This is a genomic window from Nocardia sp. NPDC052254 (assembly GCF_040679495.1).
Taxonomy (GTDB): domain Bacteria; phylum Actinomycetota; class Actinomycetes; order Mycobacteriales; family Mycobacteriaceae; genus Nocardia.
In genome coordinates, this window is record NZ_JBFAUW010000014.1 from 107,043 (window position 1) to 130,894 (window position 23,852).

A 23,852-nucleotide genomic window follows, 5' to 3' on the forward strand; every position below is an offset into this window, starting at 1 on the left:
TTGCACCCCGATCCGGTGATGAACTCGGTTGTCCCGGCGGACCGTCCGAAGGAGATTCCAGCACGCTTACCGCTAGACTTACAGTAATGCTATACACAGCGGTCGGGACGTCAAGGCGCCGCCGCATCACCGGTTGGTCCGCACCCCACCGCGACATCGGCCGCACGCCCGGCCACGAGGAGGTATTGCCATGACGAGCACGTCCATCGGAGCCGGCACCGTCACCGCGGAGGACTTTCGCGTAATCCTGGAGCAGACACGAAGTTTCGTCCGCTCGGTGGTGTTGGCGCAGGAGACGCGGATCGCCGAGGACAACCGGATGCCGGACGAGATCATCCAGCAGGCCAAGGCGATGGGCCTGTTCGGCTACGCCATCCCGCAGCAGTGGGGTGGGCTGGGATTGAATCTGGCCCAGGACGTCGAATTGGCGATGGAACTGGGATACACGACGCTCGCGCTGCGATCGCTGTTCGGCACCAACAACGGGATCGCCGGTCAGGTTCTCGTCGGATTCGGAACGAACGAACAGAAGTCGGCGTGGCTCGAACGCATCGCCTCGGGTGAAGTCGTGGCCTCGTTCGCGCTCACCGAATCCGGCGCCGGATCCGATCCGGCAGCGCTGCGAACCACAGCGCGGCGCTCCAGCGACGATTGGATCATCAACGGCGAGAAGCGGTTCATCACCAACGCGCCGGTGGCGAATCTCTTCGTCGCCTTCGCCCGGACCCGCCCGGCCGATGCCGACGGGCCCGGCATCTCGGTATTCCTGGTGCCGGCCGACGCACCGGGTGTGGAGGTCGGACCGAAGGACCTCAAGATGGGGCAGGAAGGCGCATGGACCGCCGAAGTCCGGTTCTCCGATGTACGCGTCGGCCCCGAGGCTCTGGTGGGCGGCAGTGAGGACATCGGCTACCGGGCCGCGATGACCTCCTTGGCCCGCGGCCGCGTGCACATCGCCGCACTGTCGGTCGGCACCGCACAGCGCGCACTCGACGAATCGGTGTCCTATGCGGCGAGCGCCACGCAGGGCGGCACGCCGATCGGGCAATTCCAGCTGGTGCAGGCACATCTGGCCGATATGCAGACCGGGGTCATGGCCGGGCGAGCTCTCGTGCGCGACGCCGCCCGGGCCTGGGTCGCCGATGAGGACCGCCGCATCGCCCCATCGGCGGCGAAACTCTTCTGCACCGAAATGGCCGGGCGCGTGGCCGATTCGGCGGTGCAGATTCACGGCGGCACCGGATATATGCGCGGTGTGGCGGTCGAGCGGATCTACCGCGATGTGCGACTGCTGCGACTCTACGAGGGCACCAGCGAGATTCAGCGTCTCATCGTCGGCGGGCGGCTGATCGGCAATGCCCGCAGGAGTCTGTGACGCCACAGAGTCACACACCGGCGGCGGGCCCATTTTCGGGCCCGCCGCCCGTGGTGTCGAGATCTACGCCGACGGTCTGCGCGCGCACGCCAGCCAGTTGCACGACGCCCGCTCGGTCCTTGCGCCGCGCGGCCCGGTCGCACTCCGCGCCGGTCGGTCCTACACCGCACCACTCGGTCGCACACCTCGCCGGTCGGTCCTACACCGCACCACTCGGTCCTACACCGCACCACTCGGTCGCACACCGCACCGGCCCAGCGATCATGGGCCCGCACCGCCCCAGATCAGCCGGCGGCGACCGCCTGATCGCGTGCCCACCGGTAGTCCGCCTTCCCCACCGGGCTGCGCTGGATCTCGGGCCGGAACACGACGACCTTCGGGAGCTTGAACCGCGAAATCGACTGCGCGGCATGGGCGATCAACTCGTCTGCGGTGGGACTCGCGCCCGCGGCCGGTGCCACGATCGCCACGACCTCCTGTCCCCACTGCTCGCTCGGCCGTCCCACCACGACGACGTCGGCGACGCCCGGATGCGAGGAGATCGCCACCTCGACCTCCTCGACGAAGATCTTCTCCCCGCCGGAATTCACCGTGACCGAGTCCCGCCCGAGCAGTTCGATCGCTCCGTTGTCCAGCTGCCGGGCCCGATCCCCCGGCAGCACGACCCGGACCCCGCCGATGATCGGAAAGGTCTGCGCGGACTTGGCCGCATCGCCCTTGTAGCCCAGCGGGGTGAACCGCTTCTGCGCCAGCCAGCCGATGCCGTCGTGGCCGGGTTCCAGTACCGCGGACAGATCCTCGGAGACCACGCAGGTGTCGACACCGGCGGCGAAGGTGCCCGAGGAGACGAGACCGGCCGCCGAGACATGATGCATCTGGGCGCCGGTTTCCGACGCCCCCACGGCGTCGAGCACCACCAGTCCGGGAACCGCGTCGATCCAGCGCTGCTTCACCGCCGGACTCAGCACGGCACCACCACTGGCGAGGGCCACCATCGCCGACAGATCCGGCTTCTCCGCCTCGACCACCGCCAGCAGCGGACGCGCCACCGCGTCACCGACCACGATCACCACCGAGGCCCGCTCACGCGCGATCGTGCGCACCACATCCCGCGCGTCGAATCGATCGACCACCGACGGGAAGATGATGGTCTGTCCCGTCGTCATGGCGGTCAGGAAGGCCCATTGCGCCGCACCGTGCATCAGCGGCGGCAGGATCATCAGGTTGACACCGGGATTCGCCGCGGCACGTTCGCCCACCTCGGCCGCGGATTCGACCACCGCGCCGCTCTGGTTGTCGCGGCCACCGCAGCCGGCCATGTAGATGTCGTACTGCCGCCACAGCACGCCCTTGGGCATACCCGTCGTCCCACCGGTGTAGAGCACGTACAGATCGTCGGGGCTCGGCTCCGGTAGCTGCCGGGGTGCGGTCTCCGCGATCACGGTCTCGTAATCGACCGCGCCGTCCAACAGTTCGCTACCCGAGTCGTCGGCGATCTGGATCAGGACCTTCAGCTGCGGAAGGTCCGGCAGCACCTGGGCGAGGACCGGCGCGAAGGCGGCGTGGTAGACCAGCGCGGTCGCACCGGCGTCGGTCAGCAGGTGCCGCAGCTCGGCGCCGACGTAGCGGTAGTTCACATTGAACGGCGCCACCCGGGCCCGGAAGGAGCCGATCGTGGACTCGATGTACTCGTTGCCGTTGTAGGCGTAGATGCCGAGCAGATCCTGACCGACCTCGTGGCCCGCGAGTTCGGACCGCTCGGTGTGACATCCCAATCCGCGGCTGCGCAGATAGGCCGCCAGCCGCTTGGACCGCTCGGCGATCTGGGCGTAGGTGAAGCGCCGGTCGCCACGGACCACCAGGTCCCGATCCGGCAGTGCGGCCGCCGCGGCATCGGCCGCCGCCACGATCGTCAGGGCTGATGTCGAGGTCTGGGAATCGGTCACGGACTGAGACAACGGGGCCTCCTTCGGTTGTCCGCCGCGCGGGCGAAATCGAATACTTCTGCGCGCCATCAGCTTCGGGGTGACCGGCGGCGCGTGGTCAGGGGTTCAGGCGGCGGTGGGTGCGCCGGCGGGCTCGGCGCAGGGCGATATCGATTCCCCGGCGCAGCGCGGCACCGTAGGGTGGTGCGGCCATCGAGGTGATGACGAACGGCAGATCGGTACCGACCACCGTCCGGTAGTGGGTGAAGGTGTCGAAACCGGCCTTACCGCGATACGCCCCCATCCCGCTGTCGCCCACCCCGCCGAACGGCGCGTCCTCGGGAAACATGTTCAGCGCGAAGTCGTTCCGGGAGACGCCGCCGCTGCGGGTGCGGCGGACGAAGTCGTCGAAGCCCGCGCCGCCGGGTCCGTACCAGTAGGCGACCAAGGGGGCGGGACCCGCATTCAACGCGTCGACGACCTCACCCAACGTCGAGTACGGCCGCACCACCAGGACCGGGCCGAAGATCTCTTCGGCCGCGATCGCCATATCACCGGTGACATCCCGGACAATGGTCGGTGCGATCTTGCGGCGATCCGGATCCGGCAGCGTCTCACCGCGCGGAACAACGTCCTCGACGCGCGCACCGCGTGCCCGCGCATCCTCGACGAGCCCGAGGACGCGTTCGTAGTTCGCCTGATCGACACAGGCGGTGTAGTCGTCGTTCCCGGCGATTTCGGGCATCAGGTCGTGAAAGGCGATGCGCGCCGCCGCCACGAAGGCGTCCACCCGGTCGCCGGGGACGAAGACGGCGTCCGGGCTCACGCAGACCTGACCGCCGTTGATCAGACGGGCCCGCGCGATGCGGGCCGCCGCGCGTTCCAGGTCGGCATCCGGCGAGACGACCACCGGATTCTTTCCGCCGAGTTCCAGCGTCACCGGCACCAGATTCGCCGCCGCCGCCCGCTGCACCAACCGGCCCACCCGGGTCGAACCGGTGAAGAACAAGTGGTCGAACGGCAATTCGGAAAAGGCCGCGGCGATATCCGGTCCGCCGGTGACCACCGCGAGCTCGGCCGGGTCGAAGTAGTCGGGTGCGAGCCTGCGGGTCAGCTCCGCGGTGCGTGCGGTGATCTCCGACATCTTGATCATGACCCGGTTGCCCGCGGCGAAGGCCGCCGCGGCGGGCACCACGACCAGCTGCAACGGAAAATTCCACGGCCCGATGATGCCCACGACGCCCAGCGGGGTCGGCCGCACCTGTGCGCGGATACCGTACAGGCGCGCAAGGGGTTTCGGATTGCGCGGACGCATCCACCGGTCGATGTGGGCGCGGGTGTGCTCGATGGTGGTGAGCATGCCCATCACCTCGGCGAACAGGACACCGGTCCGTGATCGTGTGCCGAAATCGCCGACCAGGGCGTCGACATATTCGTCGATGTTGTCCAGCACCATGGCCAGCAGGCGATCGATCCGGTTGCGCCGCAGCGCGGCCGAGGGCGGTCCCTCCTGCAGGTAGGCCCGGCGTTGCCGGCGCAGCAGTGCCGCGGCGTCGGTCACCGCACCGCCCGATGCGGTGGCGTCGCCGGTTCGCCCGGTGGTTTCACTGTTCATCCGTGCCACTTTCCGTGCGGTTCAGCCGAGTTCGAGCGGACCGTCGTGGATCACCGCGGCCAGCTGCCCCAGCTCGATGCCCGCGTCGGTGGTCGCGGCGAGGCACGCGGCCACATCCTTGCGGAGAAACGGCGCGGCCAGATGCTGGAATTTCTCCAGCCCGCCGGTGCGCTGGATCGACTCGGCGGCGTAGCTGCGACCGCTGCTCGCCCGCAGTGCGTGCAGCAGTCCCGTCGGCTCGATCCCCAGTCGCCGGCCGATATCGGCGGCCGCGGCGACCAATTGCGCGTTCGCGGCGAACAACGCGTTGTTCACCAGTTTCACCGCCAGCGCACTGCCCACGGGACCGGTCGCCACGATGGTGTCGGCGTAGGACTCCAGGGCCGGGCGCACCGCCGCCACCGACTCGGGCGGTCCGCCCAGCAACACGGTCAGCCGGCCCGCCGCGATGTCTTCGGCCGAGCCGCTCACCGGACCGTCGAGCAGCACCGGACCGTCCGGAAATCCGGAGGCCAGAGCCTGCACTGTCGACATGGTGCCGGTCGTGTGCGAGACGACGACACACTTCGCACTCGCCGCGGCCAGCACACCGGCCGGCCCGCCCAGCACCTCGACCAGCTGCGCGTCGGAGAAGACACAGACGATCACCAGATCGGCACCGGCGGCGGTGGCGGCGACGGACTCCACCAGCTCGGCTCCGGCCGCGAGCAACCGCTCCCGCACCGAGTCCTTGCGCGCGAAGACCCGCACCGTATGGCCGGCGCGTAACAGCCGCGAGACCATCGGCTCCCCCATCTGTCCCGCACCCACGAAACCGACGACCTGCGACATCCGAACTCCTCAACAGCCTTCGCCCCGGCGGAACACCACCGAGCCGAAGTAGGACAGTCACTTATCCAGTAAGACAAACTGTAACACCGACTACGGGTGCTGCCGCTGCGGATTCCGAGACCCGGTCGCGACGACCGGCCGCCGCGACGACCCCGTGAAGCGATCCGCGAGGAACCGCCCACCGGAGCTACCGTTGCGCTTACGATATGTGCGACGATATCTACTGTCCGGTTACTTCCGAACCACCACGGCCGCAACTACGATCACGTCCGGACCGGAAGACGTCCGACGAACACCAGGAGGGCACGTGACAGGCCGACACGAGGGCAAGGTCGCATTCATCACCGGAGCAGCGCGCGGGCAGGGACGGGCCCATGCCCTGCGCCTGGCCGGCGAGGGTGCCGACATCATCGCCGTCGACATCGCGGGCCCGCTGCCACCGGTGGTGTCCTACGAGTCCGCGACACCGGACGACCTGGAGGAGACGGTCCGCCTGGTGGAGGAGACCGGCCGTCGGATCATCGCCGCTCAGGCCGACACCCGGGATCTCGACGGCCTGCGCAAGGTGGTCGCCGAGGGCGTGGCGGCGCTGGGCCGTCTCGACACCATCGTGGCGAATGCCGGGATCTGCGCACCCGAGACATGGGACGAGATCACCCCCGAATCCTTCCGCGACGTACTCGACATCAATGTCACCGGCACGTGGAACACCGTTGTCGCCGGGACCCAGTACATCATCGACGGCGGCCGCGGGGGTTCGATTTCGCTGATCAGCTCGGCGGCCGGACTGAAGATGCAACCGTTCATGGTGCACTACACCGCGAGCAAGCACGCGGTCACCGGAATGGCCCGGGCACTGGCAGCCGAACTCGGCAAGCATTCGATCCGGGTCAACAGTGTGCATCCCGGTGCGGTCAACACCCCGATGGGCGGCGGCGAGATGGTCGCCAACCTCGGACGGACGCTGGAATCCAATCCTGGCCTGGCGCAGATGATCACACCTTTTCTTCCGGCCTGGATCGCCGAGCCGGAGGATGTGGCCGCCACGGTCGCCTGGCTCGCCAGCGACGATGCCCGATTCGTCACCGCCGCGGCCATCGCGGTCGATCTCGGTTCCACGCAGTACTGACCCGGAAGGGGTTGTGCAACCATGTCGCTGCTCGAAGGTCGCGTCGCGGCCGTCACCGGTGGTGCGCGGGGCATCGGATTCGCCATCGCCGAGGCGTTCGTCCGCGAAGGTGCCCGGGTCGTCGTGGGCGATCTGAATCCTGGTGACGCGCACCGGAAGCTGGGGGCCGATCGGGTCCGTGCGGTGCCGTGCGATGTCACCCGCGCCGCCGACGTCGAAGCGCTGCTCGCCACCGCTCGCGCCGAGTTCGGCCCGGTCGACGTCATGGTCAACAATGCGGGGATCACCCGCGACGCCACGATGCGCACGATGACCGAGGACGACTTCGATCAGGTGATCGCGGTGCATCTCAAGGGCACCTGGCACGGTACGCGGCTGGCCGCGGCGATCATGCGCGAACAGGGCCACGGCAGCATCGTCAACATCTCGTCGTTGTCGGGCAAGGTCGGGATGGCCGGTCAGACGAACTACTCGGCGGCCAAGGCCGGAATCGTCGGGCTGACCAAGGCCGCGGCCAAGGAGGTGGCCCGATTCGGTGTGCGGGTCAACGCGATTCGACCCGGACTCATCCGCACACCCATGACCACGGCCATGCCGGAGAAGGTGTGGGACCGGAAGATGGCCGAGATTCCGATGGCCCGCGCGGGTGAGGTCGAGGAGGTGGCGAAGGTGGCCCTGTTCCTGGCATCGGACCTGTCGTCCTATATGACCGGTACAACGCTGGAAGTGACCGGCGGGCGGTTCATGTGAGCGAGTGGACACCGCATACGGTCGTCAACGAGGAGCTCGTCGATCCCGGCCCGGTTGCCGCCCTGGCCGCACTGCTGGATTCGGGTGCGCCCACGATCGGGCCCGGCGATCCGCTACCGCCGCTGTGGCATTGGGTGGCTCTGCCGCGCTGGCCATTGTCCTCGGACATCGGACCGGACGGCCATCCCGCGCGCGGCACGTTCCTGCCCCCGGTGGACCTGCCCCGGCGCATGTTCGCGGGGGGTGAGGTTCGAGTGCGGGGCGAGATCACCGTCGGCTCGACCGTGCGCCGCGCGGCCCGGGTGGTATCGGTGACGCCGAAGTCGGGACGCGGTGGCCGGCTCGTGGTGGTGGTCGTCGAGATCGAACTGTCCGCCGGCGATGCGCCGCCCGCGCTGCTGGAACGACAGCATCTCATCTACCGGGAAGCGCCCGCCGCCCCGGCCGGCGAGCCGGCACCAGCACCCACCGGCGCACCGGTCGGATCCCCGATGCGGCGGCTGGCCGAGGGGAATTGGGAATTGCGCACCGATCCCACCGTGCTCATGCGATTCAGCGCCGCCACCGCCAACGCGCATCGCATCCACTATGACTGGCCCTATGCCACCGCCGTGGAGGGCTATCCCGGACTGGTGGTCCACGGCCCGCTGATGACCCTGGCGCTGGCCGAGACACTGCGGCGGGATGTGCCCGAACGAATCCCGGCCGTGCTGCGTCATCGCAATCTCGCGCCGTTGTTCTGTGCGAATCCGGTCCGGCTGCTGCGTCGCACGGCGCCGGGCGCGGATTTCGCCGTCGCCGTGGCCGGTACCGACGCCACCGGACAGCCCGTCACCCACACCGAACTGACCGGTGAATTCCTTTCCCCAGGAGAACGATTCCATGCGTGAGGCAGTCATCTGCGAACCCGTCCGCACTCCCATCGGACGCTACGGTGGCGTGTTGCGCTCGCTGTCGGCGGTCGAACTCGGAGTGATCGCGTTGCGCGGCCTGCTCGATCGCACCGGGATCGATGCGGGCCTCGTCGAGGACGTCATCCTCGGCCACTGCTACCCCAACAGTGAGGCACCCGCCATCGGTCGGGTCGTCGCGCTCGATTCCGGACTGCCGATCACGGTCGGTGGCATGCAGGTCGACCGGCGCTGTGGCTCCGGCCTGCAGGCGGTCATCCACGCCGTCCTGCAGGTCGCCAGTGGCGCCAACGATGTGGTGGTGGCCGGTGGCGCCGAGAGTATGAGCAATGTCGCCTTCTACTCCCTCGATATGCGCTGGGGCGGCGCTCGCGGCGGCGTCCGGGTGCACGACGGCCTGGCTCGCGGACGGGAAACCGCGGGCGGGCAACACCATCCGGTGCCCGGCGGCATGCTCGAGACCGCCGAGAATCTGCGGCGCACCTACGCGATCACGCGCGAGGAACAGGATCGCCTCGCTGTCCTGTCCCATCAGCGAGCGATCGAGGCCGCGCGGTCCGGCGTCAGCGCCGAGCAGATCGTTCCGGCGGTGATACCGATGCGCGGCGGGCCGGAGATCGTCGACACCGACGAGCATCCCCGCGCGGACACGACCGTGGAATCGCTGGCGAAGCTGAAACCCGTTCGCGCGCGTATCGATCCGGAGTCCACGGTCACCGCGGGCAACTCCAGCGGGCAGAACGACGCGGCCGCCATGTGCCTGGTGACCACCCGCGACAAGGCCGCGGAGCTGGGTCTGACCCCGCTGGTCACGCTGAAGTCGTGGGCGGTGGCCGGAGTGGGCCCCGAGGTGATGGGCATCGGCCCGGTTCCGGCGACCGAGGCCGCCCTCCAGCGCGCCGGACTCACCCTCGCCGACATGGGACTGATCGAACTCAACGAGGCCTTCGCCGCCCAGGCGCTCGCGGTGATGCGCGAGTGGAAATTCGGGGAGCACGACCCCGAGCGCACCAATGTGCACGGCTCGGGCATCTCACTCGGTCATCCGGTCGGCGCGACCGGGGGCCGGATGCTCGCCACCCTCGCCCGCGAAATGCACCGGCGCGAGGTGCGATACGGGCTCGAGACCATGTGCATCGGCGGCGGCCAGGGCCTGGCGGCGGTGTTCGAGCGCGCGATATGAGCGCCGGGCGACCGCGGCGGACGACAACGGAACGGACACACAGGTGAAACTCGCACAAACCCACGGACTGACCGAGGCGCAGACCGAAATCCTCGCCGCCGTGCGCACTTTCGTGGACAAGCAGATCATTCCGAATGCTCCGGAGCTGGAGCGGACCGATACCTATCCGCAGGCGATCGTGGATCAGATGGCCGCGATGGGCCTGTTCGGCCTGACCATTTCCGAGGAATTCGGAGGTCTCGGCGAATCCCTGCTCACCTACGCGCTGTGCGTCGAGGAACTCGCCCGCGGCTGGATGAGCGTCTCGGGGGTGATCAACACGCATTTCATCGTGGCCTACCTGATCGCCCGGCACGGCACACCGCAGCAGCGCCGGCACTTCCTGCCGCGCATGGCGACCGGTGAGATTCGCGGCGCGTTCTCGATGTCGGAACCCGAACTCGGCTCCGACGTGGCGGCGATCAAGACCAAGGCGGTGCGCGACGCGGCCGGCGACTACCGCATCGACGGCCGCAAGATGTGGCTGACCAACGGTTCGACGGCCAACCTGGTGGCCGTGCTGGTCCGCACCGACGAGGGCCGGGAACGCCCGCACGAGAACCTCACGACCTTCCTGATCGAGAAGCCGACCGGGCTGGGCACCGTCGCACCCGGGCTGACCGTCCCCGGCAAGATCCACAAGATGGGGTACAAGGGCATCGACACCACCGAGCTGCTGCTCGACGGCTACGCCGCACCGGCCGGCACGGTACTCGGCGGCCTGCCCGGTCACGGCTTCACACAGATGATGGACGGCGTCGAGGTGGGCCGCGTCAACGTCGCCGCGCGCGCCTGCGGAATCGGCTTGCGCGCCTTCGAACTCGGCGCCCGCTACGCGCAGCAGCGCTCGACGTTCGGCAAACCCATCGTCGACCATCAGGCGATCGGCTTCGCGCTGGCGGAGATGGCCACCAAGGTCGAGGCCGCCCACCTGATGATGGTCAACGCGGCCCGGCTCAAGGACTCCGGTGAGCGCAACGACGTGGCCGCCGGGATGGCCAAATACCTGGCCAGCGAGTTCTGCAACGAGATCACCCAGGCGAGTTTCCGCATCCACGGCGGGTACGGCTATTCGATCGAATACGAGATCGAGCGGCTCATGCGCGAAGCGCCGTTCATGCTGATCGGCGAGGGAACCAGTGAGATCCAGAAACGGATCATCAGCAAGGGCGTGCTGCGCGACTACCGCCTGTGATCCGCCGGCCGTCGCGCGCACCGGCGCCCCGGGCGGTCAGGTGAAATCCGATCCGCCGTCGACATTGACGTTCGCGCCGGTCATGTACGAGTTGCGGCGCGAGGCCAGAAATGTCACCACCGGGCCGATCTCCTCGGGGCGGCCGGCGCGCGGCAGCTGCGCTGGATGACCGTAATGCTCACCGATGACCGACATGAGCCGGTAGGGGTCCTCGCTGTCGATGCCGACCGAGCGGGCCCAGTCGACCAGGCCCGGGGTGACGAACGTGCCGGGCGAGACCACGTTCACCAGGATCTCCTCGGGCGCCAGCAGTAGCGACAGATTCTTCGACGCGCTCGTCAGCATGGCCTTGGCCGCCGTGTAGGCCACCAGTGGAACGCTCTGCCGCTGCGTGGAATGCGCGGAGAAGTTGACGATGCGCGCCCACTGCGCCCTGCGCAGCAACGGCAGCGCGGCCCGGACACTGCGCACCATCGACATCACCCCGTCGTCGACGGCCTCGCGCCACTGCTCGTCGGCCAGCACGTCGAAACTGCCCTGGACATAGGGGCCGACGGTGTTGACCAGAACATTGAGTTCGCCGTCCCAGCGCCTGCCCAGTTCCGCGAACGCCGCCTCGATCGCCGCGCCGTCGCGCACATCCGCCACGAGTCCGACGGCATCGGGACTGCCGCTGCGCGACAGCTCGCCGACCGCGTGATCGAGAGCATCACGGGCGCGCCCCAGCACCGCCACCCGGGCACCCTCCTCGGCCAGGCACCGGGCGGTGGCCAGCCCCATCCCCCGGCTGCCGCCGACCACCACCGCCGCCGCATCCTTCAGTCCCAGATCCATGGCGCTGCCACCTCCACCTCGCGACGAACATGCGTGGCCGCACATCGCGCCCCACATCTCGCGGCGAGCATAACAAAAAGCCATACTGTAATACATTCAAAACAAGGTGACCCGCGCGCACCGCCGCCGGGTCGGCGACGCGCCGATAGAAGCGCCCGCAGTAGGATTTACGGTGAGAGGTACTATGAGCGTTCTGCCGCTTTCGACGGAGAGTGGACGGACTCGGAGACAACGGACTTCACGGAGGTGGTCGCGACCATGGCGAAGCGGGCAGCCGCAGAGAAACGACCGCGGCGTGAGCGCGGTTCGCTCAATCCCGAGGACATCATCGACGGTGCCTTCGAACTCGCCGAACAGGTCTCGCTGGACAACCTGAGCATGCCGATGCTGGGCAAGCATCTGGATGTCGGTGTCACCAGCATCTACTGGTACTTCCGCAAGAAGGACGACCTGCTCAACGCGATGACCGACCGGGCGCTGCACCAGTACGCCACGTTCGTCACCCCGTTCGTCGAGGCCAGCGACTGGCGTGAATCGCTCCGCCGGCACGCCCGCACCATGCGGAAGACCTTCGCGCACAACCCGATTCTCTGCGACCTCATCCTCATCCGCTCGGCACTGAGCCCGGAGGCGGCGCAGCTGGGCGCCCAGCAGACCGAGCAGGTGATCGCCAACCTGGTCGAGGCCGGCCTCACTCTCGAAGAGGCCGTGGACACCTACTCGGCGGTCCAGCTGCACGTGCACGGAACCGTTGTGCTGCAACGGCTCTACGACAAGAACAAGGAATCGGAGTCGGGCGCGAGCGCGTACTACGAGAATCTCACCATCTCCCCCGACACCACCCCACTGCTCGCGGAGGCGAGTACCAAGGGTCTGCACAGTGGTGCGCCCGACGACCGCAACTTCGAGTACGGGCTCGACCGCATCCTCGAGCACGCCGATCGGCTGATCGCGGCCGGATCCGGCGGGCGCGCGCAGCGGGCGACCGCGCCGAAGCGGACCGCGACGGCGAAGCCGGCCGCCAAGAAAGCACCGGCGAAGAAGACCGTCGCAGCGAAGAAGACCACCGCGGTCAAGAAGACGACGGCAAAGTCACCGGCCACGCGACGCTCGGCCAAATCCACTGCGGCGAAATAGCATCGCAGCGCGGGCCGGCGACTCGATTCGTCCTCACGCCGGCCCGCGCTCGCCGTAGCGCGTCCCCGCCAGGGTGTCCGGCGCGGCGGCGACCGCCTCGACCGACCCCGTGCACAACAGGGTGTCCCCGAGCGTCAGACGAGCCGTCGAGACGAGCGAGCGCTCCCCGGCCGATCGCTCGATGTCGAATCGCAGTTCGGTCAGCAGCGGCGTCGGACGGCGATAGGTCACCATCAGCGACCGCGTCTTACCCGCACGGCCCACGGCACAATTGTGGTGCTGGACGACGCAATCGAAGAGCACACCGAGAAATCCGCCGTGCACCAGTCCCGGAGGCCCCTCGAAGGCCAGCGGGAAACTCACCACCCCGCCGGCTCGCTCCGGATCCATTCGCTCGAAGTGATATTCGGGGAAAACGGGGTTGTACTCGCCGATGCCGAAGGCGTGGTCGAGATATATCCGCTGATTCTCCCCCGCACCGTCGCCGATCCGCGGCGAACAGTCCGACGGCGCGGTGGCCGACAGGTCCCGTTCCCAGTCCGGGACCCGCGCGAGCAGATCCTCGACCGCAGGGTGTGGATGTTCCTGTGCCAGCAGCAATCCGGTGAGCCGGCGTAGCGCGGCCGCCGCCGTACGGGTCTGAGCCAGCGGCGTCGCACCGAACCGGGCAGGTGGCGCGGCGGAATCGGACCGTGAAAACTCCGGCATGAGCCCTCTTTCGTCTCCGGCTGTTCGCCACCGGCCTTGTGCAATGCACAACGGTATCATATACCGTATATATGACAGTATGCTCTGCGAGATACGGGTGGAACAGTGAGTACTGACACCGGAGCACCCCCCATCGGCACGGTCGTCGTCCGCCGCGACGGCCCGATCATGCACCTGCTCATCGATCGTCCCGGGGCAAGGAATTCACTCGGCGCCGCGATGATCGATACGCTCGTGGCGGCCCTGACCGACGCCGCGAGCGACCCCGAGCTGCGCGCGATTCATCTGAGCGGTAGCGGCGCCGACTTCTGTTCCGGCGTGGACTGGGTGGCGAGCAACAACGCCGACGGCCCCCGGCCCCGCACCGGCGATCTGGTCCGCCGCATTCCGCACACGGCACACCGGGTGATCGAATTACTGCACACCGTTCAGCTTCCCGTGGTCTGCGCAGTACGCGGCTGGGCGGCCGGATTGGGCTGCAATCTCGCGCTGGCAGCGGATTTCACCGTGGCCGCCGACGACGCCGTGTTCTGGGAGCCGTTCCTGACCCACGGCTTCAGCCCCGACTCGGGCTCCACCTGGCTGTTGCCCCGGCTGATCGGACTCACCCGCGCCAAGCGGATGCTGCTGCTCGGCGAGAAGGTCGGCGCCGCCCAGGCCACGGACTGGGGCCTGATCGACAGCAGCGTGCCCGCCGACGAACTCGACGACGCCGTCGCCGCGCTGCTGGCCCGGCTCGCCGCCGGTCCCACGGTCGCGATCGGGCTGACCAAGCAGGCATTGGCCTACGGGCAGCACGCGTCACTCGGCCAATCGCTGAACCAGGAGCTGTTCGATCTCGAATTGGCTTGCCGAACCACCGATTTCAAAGAGGGACTGGCAGCGTTCCGGGAGCGGCGCACGCCGGACTTCCGAGGACGCTGAGTTTCCGCACCGTCGAATCACGAGGAAGCACATGTCGTTCAGAGCGGGCGAAGCCCATGAGCAGTGAAGCGGACCGCGTCGACACCGCCTTCGAGACCATCCTCCTGGAGCGCGATCCGGCCGACCGGGTCGCCACCATCACGTTGAATCGGCCCGAGCGTCTCAATGCCTTCGACCGGACCATGTGCGAGGAGATGGTCCGGGCCTGGCAGCTGGTGAAGGCGGACGACTCGGTCAACGCGGTGGTGCTGCGCGCGGCCGGCGACCGCGCCTTCAACGCCGGATTGGACATCACCAAGCCCTACGGCCAGCCCGACAGCGTGTGGCATCACGAAGATCCCGGCGAGGCGCTCAGCCCGAAATGGCAGAAGATGTGGAAGCCGGTCGTGTGCGCGGTGCAGGGCATGTGCACCGCGGGCGGGTTCTATTTCGTCAACGAGGCCGATGTGGTGATCTGCTCGTCGGAGGCGACCTTCTTCGACTCACACGTCTCGACCGGATTGGTGTCGGCGCTGGAACCGATCGGCCTGCGGCGGCGCATCGGCCTCGGGGAGACCTTGCGCATCGCGTTGATGGGCAATGACGAACGAGTGTGCGCCGAGACCGCGTTGCGGATCGGCCTGGTCTCGGAAGTGGTGGCACCCGAACAGCTGTGGCCGCGCGCCCATCGCCTCGCCGCGGCGATCGCCGCGAAACCCGCGGCCGCGACACAGGGCACCGTGAAGGCGATCTGGGAGTCGCTGGACAGGCCCTATCGCGCCGCGCTGGATCAGGGCCTGATCTACACCCGACTCGGAAATCCGCTGGGCAAGGCCGAATTGGCAGCACATGCCGATGAGCGCCGCGCCCGGCCCGAACCCTGGATCCGCTGATGAGTGATCACGACACCGACAGGGTGCCCGCCGCGGGCACCACCACCCTCGCACCGCTGTTGCGGGCCCACGCCGGCGCCGCATCCGACCGCCCCCTGCTGATCTGTGATGCCGACCGGCTGACCTACGGTGCGGCACAACGCCGTTCGGCCGAGGTGGCGCGCGGTCTGCTCGCACTCGGCGCGGGAAAGGGCACCCATGTCGGCCTGCTGTACCCCAACGGCGCCGACTTCGTCGTCGGGACACTCGCCATCGCCCGCATCGGGGCCGTCGTGGTCCCCTTCTCCACCTTCTCCACCGCCCGCGAGTTGCGAGAACAGCTGGTGCACAGCGACACCAGTATCCTGCTGGCAGCGTCGGGGTACCGCTCGCACGACTATGTGCGCCGGCTCGGCGAGGTGCTCACGGGGGCCGAGCGAGATTCCTCCGGCCGTCTGTTCTGCCCGGCGGTGCCGCAGCTGCGGCACGTGCTCATCGACGGGGGCCCCGGCCCGCACGATGCCGGCTCGCTGATCCAGGCCGCGCGCGGCATCGACGACGCCCTGCTGACGGCGGTCGAGGACGATGTCGACGGCTGCGACCCGATGACGATCGTCTACACCTCGGGATCGACGAGCGCGCCCAAGGGGGTCGTGCACACCCAGGCGGGGCTGCTCGAGCATCAGCGCAATCTCAACCGGATCCGCGGACTGGTGGACTCCGATGTGCTGTTCTGCAATTCGCCGTTCTTCTGGATCGGCGGATTCGCCTTCGGGCTGGTGGCCTCCCTCATCGCGGGCTCGACGCTGCTCTGCAGCAACTCCCCCGACGCGAGTGCCACCCTCGATCTGCTCGAATCCGAAAAGCCCACGGTCGCGAATGGTTTCGCGGCCGGGATCGCGCATCTCGCGCAGCACCCGAGCTTCACCGGTCGCGATCTGTCCTCGCTGCGGCGCGGCAATCTCTACCCGATCATGCCCGCCGAGCTGCGCCCGGCCGATCCGGAGCTGCGCCACAACCTGCTCGGTATGACCGAGACCGGCAGTGTCGTCCTGATCGACGCCGACGAATCCGATCAGCCCGAGCACCGGCGCGGCTCCTTCGGCCGGCCCGCGCCCGGCTTCGAGACCGAGATCGTCGACCTCGGCACCGGCGCGCCCGTCGCCGTCGGCGAGGTCGGCGAACTCTGTCTGCGCGGCCCCTACCTGATGCAGGGATATCACAAACGCAGTCGCGAGGAATGCTTCGACGCCGATGGGTGGTTCCACACCGGCGACCTCGCCCGGACCGACGCGGACGGATTCGTCTACTTCCTCGGACGCAGCGGCGCCATGATCAAGACCGCGGGCGCGAACGTCGCTCCCGCGGAGGTCGAGAAGGCGATCGCCGACCTCACCGGCGGCACCGCGTATGTCGTCGGCCTGCCCCATCCGAGCCGCGGACAGCAGGTGGCGGCGGTCGTCACGGTGGACGAGCCCGCCGCATTCGACGAGGCGGCGTTGCGGACGCAGCTGCGGACACAGTTGTCGGCCTACAAGATTCCCGGCCGGTTCGCCGTGATCACCGCCGCCGAGGTTCCACTGCTGTCCAGCGGCAAGGTCGATCTGCGGGAGCTGAAGAAGGTATTCGATGACTGACACCGACACTGTGGCGACCATGGACGGCCTCATCCGCGCGCGAGCGGCCGCGGCACCGGACGCCACCATGGTGGTGGACCCCGGCTCCTATCTCACCTATGCCGAATTGGACACCGCGACACAGAATCTGGCCGCGACACTGATCGGCCGCGGTGTCGGCAAGGGCACCCGGGTCGGGCTGCTCATGCCCAACGGCACCGAGTGGGTGCGGTTCGCGGTCGCCGTCACGCGCATCGGGGCGGTGCTCGTACCGCTGAGCACACTGCTGCGCCCGCCGGAGCTGCGCACCCAGCTACGCGTCGCGGCCGTGCAGTACCTCATCGCGGTCGAGGAGTTCCGTGGCCGGCGCCACCTCGATGAACTCGAGCTCACCCCGGCGCGCGAACCGATGCCGCCGGATCCGGCGCTCCCCGCCCTGCGAGGTGTCCAACTCGCCGCGGACCTGCTCACCGAGACGCCGGATCACCGGGCGGCGGCCGTGCTGGACGCGCTGACCGCGACCGTCACCCCGGCCGATCCCTTGGCGGTCATGTTCACCTCGGGCAGCCGCGGCATGCCCAAGGGCGTGATCCATTCGCACGGAAACGCCTTCGGCGCGGTGCGTTCCGGACTGGCGAGCCGCTGCGTCGATGCGGGAACCCGGCTGTATCTGCCGATGCCGTTGTTCTGGGTCGGCGGCTTCGGCGGCGGCCTGCTCTCGGCATTGGCGGCCGGCGCGACCCTGGTGACCGAGGCGACCCCCACCGACCGGAGCACCCTGGCATTGCTGCGCGACCACGGTGTCACCCTGTTCCGCGGCTGGCCCGACCAGGCGCGGACGCTGGCGCGCCGAGCCGGTGAACTCGGCGTCGAGATTCCACCACTGCACGCCGGAAGTCTGGACGCGATGCTGCCGCCGGACCGGCGGCCCCGGCCCGGCGCACGGGCCAACCTGTTCGGGATGACCGAATCGTTCGGCCCCTACTGTGGCTACCCCGCCGACACCGACATGCGGCCGGCGGCCTGGGGCAGCTGCGGACGCCCGTTCGGCGGTATGGAGGTCCGGATCGCGAATCCCGAAGACGGACTACCTGTTCCGCCGGGCGAGGTAGGGGTGATCCAGCTGCGCGGACCGCACACCCTGCGCGGTATGTGCCGGCGCGGCCGCGAGCAACTGTTCACTCGGGACGGCTTCTACTCCACCGGTGACCTCGGCCATGTCGACGATGCCGGATTCCTGTTCCACCACGGCAGATCCGACGATATGGTCAAGATCAGCGGCGCCACCGTGTATCCCACCGAGGTGGAGGCCGCACTGCGCACCCTCGCCGGGGTGTCCGCCGCCTTCGTCACCGATATCGCAGCGCCCCAGGGGATCTGCGTCGCCGCGGCGGTGGTGTGCGATACCGCGACCATCACCGTGGTCCGGCTGCGCCGGGCGGCACGCGAGGTGTTGAGTTCCTTCAAGATCCCGACCGTCTGGCTGCTGTTGAATTCCGAGGACGCCATCCCCCGCGGCAGCACCGGAAAGGTCGACATCCACGGCCTTCGCGACATGCTGGCGGCCGCGGCGCGGTAGCCCGGCAATTCCTCGGAAACTCCTTCTCCGCCAGCCACCTCAATATATTGTCAGTCAAACTGTAGGACCAATAGTTAATTATTCGGCCGGCTCGGCACGGCATGGTCCGCAGCATCCGGGCAATCCGCTGGAGGATTCATGGAAGTGGAACGGCTGAACACCCCCGTCCGGGAGGTGGGACGATGCGGTGCGGCGGCCAGGACACCGGTCGCGACGATATGGGCCCGGGTCGTGACGCCCTTCTGCTTCGCCACGGGAACGATCCTCTTGGTCACCAGGGTTCGGTAGTCGTACTGGAACGATCCGGTGATCGAGGTGAGCTCACTGTAGAAACGTCCGGCCGATCGATGCGCTCGATGCCGTCGATCGGTTCCCCGGTCAGGGAAGGAATCCGCCGTCGGCGTGGACGACGCTGCCGGTGACCGCCGCGGATTCGGGTGTGCACAGCCAGGCCACGGTGGCAGCGACCTCCTCGGGTTCGAGGATCCGATCGACCAGCTGATGGGCCGCGAATTCGTCGACGTCGGCGAGGTCGTACAGACGCGCGGTCTCGGTGAGCAGCGCGGTGCGGGTGGAGCCCGGCGAGACCGCCGACGCGGTGATTCCGGTGCCCCGCAGGTCGTGGGCGAGTCCCTTGATCAGTCCGACGACGGCGTGTTTGGCGGCGTTGTACCCCGACAGGTGCCACATGCCGTGATGACCGGCGCTGGAGGCGATCCCGATGAAGCGCCCGGTCCGGGGTTCGGGCGCGGCGAGCATGGCCGGGATGGCGGCGCGGGCGAGGTTGGCCATACCGTGGACACCGATGTCGAACATCGGCGCCCAGTCCGCGGTACCGGTCTCCCACAGCGGCCGGCCGCCGGTCATCACCGCCGCCGCGGCCACCGCGGCGTCGAGGCCGCCAAATCGCTCGCGCGCGAGTTCGACTGCCGCGGTGAGGTCTTCCGGATTCCGGACATCGCCGGGCACGTCGACGACGGCGCCCTCGTAGGGTGCCGCGACCGCCGCGAGCTGCTCGCGGGTGCCGAGCGGATAGTCGAGCGCGGGGTCGTCGTGGCAGAGATCCACTGCCACCACGCGCCAGCCACCGGCCGCGAGTGTGTGCACGGTCGCGGCGCCGATACCTCGCGCCGCTCCCGTCACGACCGCGACCGGTGGCCGATCCACTACATCCCCCGGGTGAATCCGTCGGGCACGATGACGTCCTCGGGAGACAGGTCGTGGATCGAGGAATGTCCCAGGCCGTAGAGCGCCGAGTCGATGCCCTGGCGGATCACTTCGAGCACGTTGTGCACACCGCGATCACCGGCGGCGGCCATACCCCACAGGTACGGGCGCCCGATCATCACGGCGTTCGCGCCGAGTGCGACGGCCTTGACGACGTCGCTACCGCGGCGGATGCCACCGTCGAGCAGGATCTCGACCTGGCCACCGACGGCCTGAACGACGCTGGGCAGCATGCGAATCGCCGCGGGGGTGGTGTCGAGATTGTTGCCGCCGTGGTTGGACACGGAGATGGCGCTCGCGCCGACATCGACAGCCCGCTTCGCGTCATCGGGACGGCCGATGCCCTTGATGAGGAACGGCCCGTCCCACTGCTGCCGCAACCACGCGAGATCGTCCCAGGTGACCGGCGGCGTGCCCATCCACTGGCCGTAGGCGCCGAAGAAGGTCGGCCCCTGCTCACCGCGTGCGACGAGGTTGGGGGTGGTGAGGTCGGGCAGTTTGCCCGAGCGGGCGAAGCGCAGCAGCCAGCCGGGCTTCGTCACGACCTGGGGCGCGAACCGCACCGCGGTCTTCACATCGATCTTCTCCGGCAGTGGCGGGCTGCCCCAGTCGCGGGCGGTCGCGAACACCCAGTCGAGGGTGACGATGATGCCCTTGGCACCCGCTTCGCGAGCGCGGTCGAGCCGGGCGGCCATATCGTCTCTGCTACCGAGCCAATAGATCTGGAAGAACGTCTTGTCGTTGGCGGCCACGACCTCCTCGATCGGCTTGGACCCGAACGACGACAACCCCAGCGCGGTCCCCGACATCGCGGCGCCACGGGCCACGCCCACCTCACCCGCCGGGTCGACCGCCTGCACACCGGTGGGTGAGCAGATCACCGGCATCGAGATCTCCTGCCCGAGAACGGTGGTGCCGAGTTCGCGGGTCGCGGGCAGATCGGCGATGTGCGGGCGCAGGCCGAGTTCGGTGAACGCCGCGGCATTGTCGTCGAGGGTGGCGCCGGCCTCGGAACCGGCCAGCAGTGCGAGGTAGACGGCCTTCGGGACGCGCCTCTTCGCGCGGCGCTGGGCCTCGGCGACCGATTCGAACCAGTCACGTGTGCTTGCCATGAGAATCCTTGTGTTGCGGTCGAAGTGCGGGCAGCCGGCCGTGTCGTGCGGTCGCCGCCGGATGCGCAGTTCGAGATGCTGCGAGCATCCGGGCGGCCGGATGCGGTGACTTCGAGGGTCGGCGGAACGGTCAGGTGAGTCCGGCGAGCGGACTGGTGTCACACGCACGGTCGGGTGTGGTGACCTTGGCGCGGGTGGGTATTCCGAGTGCGACCGCGCGGCGCGGCCGTGCGCTGCGCGAGTGGTTCTTGTCCGGTTGCGGTTTCGCGCCGACTCCGGCCAAGGCGAGTTCGGCATTACCGCGCACGCATTCGGGATCGGGCCCGTCCAGGGGCAGTCCGGTGAAGAACTTCGCCGCCATACAACCGCCCTGACAGGAGTCATAGGCCGAACACGACGTGCACGCGCCACCGGTCTGCGGTTGGCGCAGGCGCTCGAACAGATCCGATGTGCGCCAGACACTGTCGAAGCCGCCGGTATCGCGGACATTGCCGGCGAGGAATTCGTCGTGGATCGCGAACGGGCAGGCGTAGACGTCTCCGACCGGATCGACCAGGCACACCACGCGGCCCGCGCCGCACAGGTTCAAACCGGCGATCGGCGTCGAGCCCAGTGCGTTGAGGTGGAAGAACGAGTCCCCGGTCAGCACGCCCTCGCCGTGGGCGACGAGCCAGTCGTAGATCTTCAACTGCTGATCGGTCGTGGGGTGCAGCTCGTTCCACACATCCGCGCCGCGCCCCGACGGGCGCAGCCGGGTGATGCGCAACTGGGCGCCGAAACGGTCCGCGATGGCCTTGAACTCGTCGAGCTGATCCACATTGTGACGGGTCATCACGACCGAGATCTTGAAGTTCTCGAACCCCGCGTCCGCGAGATTCTGCATGGCCTGCATCGCGGTGTCGAACGATCCGGGACCGCGCACCGCGTCGTTCACCTCGGCGGTGGCGCCGTCGATGGAGATCTGCACATCGACGTAATCGGTGGCGGCCAGCTGCCGGGCGCGTTCGGGGGTGAGGCGAACACCGTTGGTGGAGAACTTGACTCCGACATGATGAGCGATCGCGTAGTCCAGCAGCTCCCAGAAATCGCTGCGCACCGTCGGCTCACCGCCGCCGATGTTGACATAGAAGACCTGCATCCGCTCGAGCTCGTCGATGAACGCCTTGCACTCCGCGGTCGTCAACTCCCGCGGATCACGCCGCCCCGACGACGACAGGCAATGCTCACACGCCAGATTGCAGGCATAGGTCAGTTCCCAGGTCAGGCAGATCGGCGCCTCGAGACCATTCTTGAAATGTTCGACCAGTTTCATCGGTGATCCTCATTCGCCGGGGCGGGACTCGATCGTGCCTGCCTTCAGCAGGCCCGCGAGTGCGTGGAGATAACTCGGGCGTTCGTCCGGACCGACCCCCGCGGCCGCCAGCGCGGCGGCCGCGTCGGGCGCTTCGGCCAGCCCCTCCACCACCGCCACCAGTTGTTTCGTCTTCAGAAACGACAGGCGGCGGGTGGTGAAGTCGTAGACCAGCGCCCCGAACGGCTCGGGCCGCAACGAGATCGAGGGCGCGAGCCGATACGAGCCGGCCGGATCGAAACCGTCAGTAGACACCGCACATGCCATCGATCGACACATCTTCGACGAGCAGGTCGTCTTCGACGAGACCGTCCTCGGCGGGGACTACTGTCTGGCTGGTGACGGGTTCTTTCATGATCGCTCCTTCGAGTCGGGCGATGGATAACGGGTGTGAGGCACAGCATAATGTCACCAGGTGACAAAACGGAAGGGGTGACGGCGGAAAAAGTTGCCGGCCCCCGCGTACGCGCAGGTCGCAAGCCTTCGACGAGTGCGGCGGAGCTGGAACGAGCCGCGTTCGACCTGTTCGAGAAGCGCGGTTTCGACGACACCACGGTCGAAGACATCGCGGCGGCGGTCGGGGTCAGCAAGCGCACCTTCTTCCGCTACTTCGAGTCCAAGAACGACGTCGTCTGGGGCAACTTCACCGAGCAACTGCAGGCCATGCGCGACCTGTTCGCCCGGTGCGCGCCGGATCAGCCCGTCGCCGACGCCATCCGCACCGTCGTCGTCGCGTTCAACGACTACGACCCGGACGAGGTCCCCTGGCACCGCAAACGCATGGAATTGATCCTCAAAGTCCCCACCCTGCAAGCACACTCGACACTTCGGTACCAGGAATGGCGCAACGTCGTCGCCGAATTCACCGCCCGCAGAATGGGATCGCAGACGCGCGACCTGCTCCCCCAGGTCGTGGGCCACTGCGCACTCGGTGTCGCCATCGCCGGATACGAACACTGGCTCGACCACCCCGACGAGCAGCTCACCGACATCCTCGACCGAGCCCTGCAGCACTGGGGCTCCGGCTTCGACCTCTGACCACACCCCGCGGCACCCCATCGCCGGGACCAGGCACATCACGACGAGCACCCCTTTTCAACAGTCACTTCTCACAATGGTGACCAGAGCGGGGATTTGCCCAAAAATCCAATATGAGCAGGACAAACTCATCGGTCCAGTTACCGCTCCGCCTCAAGATCGACCCTTTACAGGGCGAGAATTTGCGTTAACATATGTCGATCGCGGACAGGAGCTCCGCATCATCGGCGGGCACGCACGGGCCATGGACGTGCCCGCCGCGGGCGAGCCGGAACGGCGAGCGCTCGTCGGAAGATCGGTGGAGGTTGACGTGGGCGTCGAGGTCAGGACCGAAGGTGTCACGAAATCTTTCGGGTCCCAGCGAATTTGGCAGGATGTCACCTTGACCCTGCCGACGGGGGAAGTCAGTGCGCTGCTCGGCCCCTCTGGTACCGGTAAGTCCGTTTTTCTGAAGTCGTTGATCGGTCTGTTGCGGCCGGAGCGTGGCTCGATCTACATCGACGGGACCGATATCACGACGTG

23 protein-coding genes are annotated in these 23,852 nt (G+C 68.1%); 13 read left to right on the forward strand and 10 right to left on the reverse strand.

Annotated features, from left to right (window positions below; all coding sequences use genetic code 11):
* Window positions 1–190: 190 nt before the first annotated feature.
* Window positions 191–1,375 carry an acyl-CoA dehydrogenase family protein gene (locus tag AB0L57_RS27545; RefSeq protein ID WP_364967993.1) on the forward strand — a complete coding sequence of 395 codons (1,185 nt, stop codon included), beginning with the start codon at window positions 191–193 and terminating at the stop codon, window positions 1,373–1,375.
* A gap of 284 nt (window positions 1,376–1,659) precedes the next feature.
* Here the strand turns inward: AB0L57_RS27545 and AB0L57_RS27550 are convergent, their stop codons facing one another.
* The 3 genes from AB0L57_RS27550 to AB0L57_RS27560 all read right to left on the reverse strand — a co-directional run bounded on the left by AB0L57_RS27550 (window position 1,660) and on the right by AB0L57_RS27560 (window position 5,746).
* Complete coding sequence (locus tag AB0L57_RS27550; RefSeq protein ID WP_364967996.1) at window positions 1,660–3,333, reverse strand: acyl-CoA synthetase; 1,674 nt, start codon at window positions 3,331–3,333, stop codon at window positions 1,660–1,662.
* 85 nt (window positions 3,334–3,418) lie between these two features.
* The gene (locus AB0L57_RS27555) at window positions 3,419–4,843 is read right to left on the reverse strand and encodes an aldehyde dehydrogenase family protein (protein WP_364968058.1); all 1,425 of its coding nucleotides are present in this window, start codon (window positions 4,841–4,843) and stop codon (window positions 3,419–3,421) included.
* Window positions 4,844–4,936: 93 nt separating this feature from the next.
* Window positions 4,937–5,746: an NAD(P)-dependent oxidoreductase gene (locus tag AB0L57_RS27560; protein ID WP_364967999.1), complete on the reverse strand. Its 810-nt coding sequence runs from the start codon at window positions 5,744–5,746 to the stop codon at window positions 4,937–4,939.
* Between the two features lie 307 nt (window positions 5,747–6,053).
* On the opposite strand from AB0L57_RS27560, the gene AB0L57_RS27565 reads away from it, so the two are divergent.
* Genes AB0L57_RS27565 through AB0L57_RS27585 form a run of 5 tightly spaced genes read left to right on the forward strand, consistent with a single transcriptional unit; the run spans window position 6,054 to window position 10,953 of the window.
* Window positions 6,054–6,875 (forward strand): mycofactocin-coupled SDR family oxidoreductase, encoded by an 822-nt coding sequence (locus AB0L57_RS27565; protein WP_364968001.1) that lies wholly within the window; start codon window positions 6,054–6,056, stop codon window positions 6,873–6,875.
* Window positions 6,876–6,896: 21 nt separating this feature from the next.
* The gene (fabG, locus tag AB0L57_RS27570) at window positions 6,897–7,625 is read left to right on the forward strand and encodes a 3-oxoacyl-ACP reductase FabG (protein WP_364968003.1); all 729 of its coding nucleotides are present in this window, start codon (window positions 6,897–6,899) and stop codon (window positions 7,623–7,625) included.
* Window positions 7,622–8,515, forward strand: a complete 894-nt coding sequence (locus AB0L57_RS27575) for a hypothetical protein (RefSeq protein ID WP_364968006.1) — start codon at window positions 7,622–7,624, stop codon at window positions 8,513–8,515. The genes fabG and AB0L57_RS27575 overlap by 4 nt, the downstream gene beginning before the upstream one ends.
* The gene (locus AB0L57_RS27580; protein WP_364968009.1) at window positions 8,508–9,719 is read left to right on the forward strand and encodes an acetyl-CoA C-acetyltransferase; all 1,212 of its coding nucleotides are present in this window, start codon (window positions 8,508–8,510) and stop codon (window positions 9,717–9,719) included. Before AB0L57_RS27575 ends, AB0L57_RS27580 begins: the two co-directional genes overlap by 8 nt.
* Window positions 9,720–9,762: 43 nt before the next feature.
* Complete coding sequence (locus tag AB0L57_RS27585) at window positions 9,763–10,953, forward strand: acyl-CoA dehydrogenase family protein (RefSeq protein WP_364968011.1); 1,191 nt, start codon at window positions 9,763–9,765, stop codon at window positions 10,951–10,953.
* Window positions 10,954–10,989: 36 nt separating this feature from the next.
* Here AB0L57_RS27585 and AB0L57_RS27590 read toward each other — a convergent pair whose 3' ends face one another.
* Entirely contained in the window at window positions 10,990–11,787 is a 798-nt protein-coding gene (locus tag AB0L57_RS27590) for an SDR family oxidoreductase (protein WP_364968015.1), read from the reverse strand.
* A 258-nt stretch (window positions 11,788–12,045) separates the two neighbouring features.
* Here AB0L57_RS27590 and AB0L57_RS27595 point away from each other — a divergent pair, with 258 nt between their 5' ends.
* Window positions 12,046–12,924 carry a TetR/AcrR family transcriptional regulator C-terminal domain-containing protein gene (locus tag AB0L57_RS27595; RefSeq protein ID WP_364968018.1) on the forward strand — a complete coding sequence of 293 codons (879 nt, stop codon included), beginning with the start codon at window positions 12,046–12,048 and terminating at the stop codon, window positions 12,922–12,924.
* Between the two features lie 33 nt (window positions 12,925–12,957).
* On the opposite strand, the gene AB0L57_RS27600 is transcribed toward AB0L57_RS27595, so the two are convergent.
* Complete coding sequence (locus tag AB0L57_RS27600; RefSeq protein ID WP_364968021.1) at window positions 12,958–13,632, reverse strand: hypothetical protein; 675 nt, start codon at window positions 13,630–13,632, stop codon at window positions 12,958–12,960.
* A gap of 168 nt (window positions 13,633–13,800) precedes the next feature.
* Between AB0L57_RS27600 and AB0L57_RS27605 the strand changes: the two genes are divergently transcribed.
* The 4 genes from AB0L57_RS27605 to AB0L57_RS27620 are packed head-to-tail and all read left to right on the forward strand — an operon-like array spanning window position 13,801 to window position 18,602.
* On the forward strand, window positions 13,801–14,556 hold the full coding sequence (locus AB0L57_RS27605) for an enoyl-CoA hydratase-related protein (protein WP_364968059.1): 756 nt from the start codon (window positions 13,801–13,803) through the stop codon (window positions 14,554–14,556).
* A 56-nt stretch (window positions 14,557–14,612) separates the two neighbouring features.
* Window positions 14,613–15,428, forward strand: coding sequence for an enoyl-CoA hydratase/isomerase family protein (locus tag AB0L57_RS27610; RefSeq protein ID WP_364968023.1), 816 nt, complete (start codon window positions 14,613–14,615; stop codon window positions 15,426–15,428).
* The gene (locus AB0L57_RS27615; RefSeq protein WP_364968026.1) at window positions 15,428–17,044 is read left to right on the forward strand and encodes a class I adenylate-forming enzyme family protein; all 1,617 of its coding nucleotides are present in this window, start codon (window positions 15,428–15,430) and stop codon (window positions 17,042–17,044) included. Before AB0L57_RS27610 ends, AB0L57_RS27615 begins: the two co-directional genes overlap by 1 nt.
* Entirely contained in the window at window positions 17,037–18,602 is a 1,566-nt protein-coding gene (locus AB0L57_RS27620; RefSeq protein WP_364968028.1) for a class I adenylate-forming enzyme family protein, read from the forward strand. The genes AB0L57_RS27615 and AB0L57_RS27620 overlap by 8 nt, the downstream gene beginning before the upstream one ends.
* Before the next feature lie 378 nt (window positions 18,603–18,980).
* Here the strand turns inward: AB0L57_RS27620 and AB0L57_RS27625 are convergent, their stop codons facing one another.
* The 5 genes from AB0L57_RS27625 to mftA all read right to left on the reverse strand — a co-directional run bounded on the left by AB0L57_RS27625 (window position 18,981) and on the right by mftA (window position 22,647).
* Window positions 18,981–19,769, reverse strand: a complete 789-nt coding sequence (locus tag AB0L57_RS27625; protein ID WP_364968031.1) for a mycofactocin-coupled SDR family oxidoreductase — start codon at window positions 19,767–19,769, stop codon at window positions 18,981–18,983.
* Complete coding sequence (gene mftD, locus AB0L57_RS27630; RefSeq protein ID WP_364968034.1) at window positions 19,769–20,941, reverse strand: pre-mycofactocin synthase MftD; 1,173 nt, start codon at window positions 20,939–20,941, stop codon at window positions 19,769–19,771. Before mftD ends, AB0L57_RS27625 begins: the two co-directional genes overlap by 1 nt.
* Before the next feature lie 130 nt (window positions 20,942–21,071).
* Entirely contained in the window at window positions 21,072–22,253 is a 1,182-nt protein-coding gene (gene mftC, locus AB0L57_RS27635; protein ID WP_364968036.1) for a mycofactocin radical SAM maturase, read from the reverse strand.
* Window positions 22,254–22,262: 9 nt separating this feature from the next.
* Window positions 22,263–22,547 (reverse strand): mycofactocin biosynthesis chaperone MftB, encoded by a 285-nt coding sequence (mftB, locus tag AB0L57_RS27640; protein ID WP_364968037.1) that lies wholly within the window; start codon window positions 22,545–22,547, stop codon window positions 22,263–22,265.
* On the reverse strand, window positions 22,537–22,647 hold the full coding sequence (mftA, locus tag AB0L57_RS27645; RefSeq protein ID WP_364968039.1) for a mycofactocin precursor MftA: 111 nt from the start codon (window positions 22,645–22,647) through the stop codon (window positions 22,537–22,539). The genes mftB and mftA overlap by 11 nt, the downstream gene beginning before the upstream one ends.
* A gap of 77 nt (window positions 22,648–22,724) precedes the next feature.
* On the opposite strand from mftA, the gene mftR reads away from it, so the two are divergent.
* Together mftR and AB0L57_RS27655 are read left to right on the forward strand one after the other, a co-directional pair.
* Window positions 22,725–23,330 carry a mycofactocin system transcriptional regulator gene (mftR, locus tag AB0L57_RS27650; protein ID WP_364968045.1) on the forward strand — a complete coding sequence of 202 codons (606 nt, stop codon included), beginning with the start codon at window positions 22,725–22,727 and terminating at the stop codon, window positions 23,328–23,330.
* A 310-nt stretch (window positions 23,331–23,640) separates the two neighbouring features.
* Window positions 23,641–23,852: ATP-binding cassette domain-containing protein (locus AB0L57_RS27655; protein ID WP_364968062.1), on the forward strand; the 212-nt coding region annotated here is incomplete at its 3' end.

Excerpts from the sequence above, each read along its gene's own strand:
- AB0L57_RS27545 (WP_364967993.1), top strand. The coding sequence starts at position 191 with ATGACGAGCACGTCCATCGGAGCCGGCACCGTCACCGCGGAGGACTTT.
- AB0L57_RS27560 (WP_364967999.1), bottom strand. The coding sequence starts at position 5,746 with ATGTCGCAGGTCGTCGGTTTCGTGGGTGCGGGACAGATGGGGGAGCCG.
- fabG (WP_364968003.1), top strand. The coding sequence starts at position 6,897 with ATGTCGCTGCTCGAAGGTCGCGTCGCGGCCGTCACCGGTGGTGCGCGG.
- AB0L57_RS27580 (WP_364968009.1), top strand. The coding sequence starts at position 8,508 with ATGCGTGAGGCAGTCATCTGCGAACCCGTCCGCACTCCCATCGGACGC.
- AB0L57_RS27590 (WP_364968015.1), bottom strand. The coding sequence starts at position 11,787 with ATGGATCTGGGACTGAAGGATGCGGCGGCGGTGGTGGTCGGCGGCAGC.
- AB0L57_RS27595 (WP_364968018.1), top strand. The coding sequence starts at position 12,046 with ATGGCGAAGCGGGCAGCCGCAGAGAAACGACCGCGGCGTGAGCGCGGT.
- AB0L57_RS27600 (WP_364968021.1), bottom strand. The coding sequence starts at position 13,632 with ATGCCGGAGTTTTCACGGTCCGATTCCGCCGCGCCACCTGCCCGGTTC.
- AB0L57_RS27605 (WP_364968059.1), top strand. The coding sequence starts at position 13,801 with ATGCACCTGCTCATCGATCGTCCCGGGGCAAGGAATTCACTCGGCGCC.
- AB0L57_RS27610 (WP_364968023.1), top strand. The coding sequence starts at position 14,613 with ATGAGCAGTGAAGCGGACCGCGTCGACACCGCCTTCGAGACCATCCTC.
- AB0L57_RS27615 (WP_364968026.1), top strand. The coding sequence starts at position 15,428 with ATGAGTGATCACGACACCGACAGGGTGCCCGCCGCGGGCACCACCACC.
- AB0L57_RS27620 (WP_364968028.1), top strand. The coding sequence starts at position 17,037 with ATGACTGACACCGACACTGTGGCGACCATGGACGGCCTCATCCGCGCG.
- mftD (WP_364968034.1), bottom strand. The coding sequence starts at position 20,941 with ATGGCAAGCACACGTGACTGGTTCGAATCGGTCGCCGAGGCCCAGCGC.
- mftC (WP_364968036.1), bottom strand. The coding sequence starts at position 22,253 with ATGAAACTGGTCGAACATTTCAAGAATGGTCTCGAGGCGCCGATCTGC.
- mftA (WP_364968039.1), bottom strand. The coding sequence starts at position 22,647 with ATGAAAGAACCCGTCACCAGCCAGACAGTAGTCCCCGCCGAGGACGGT.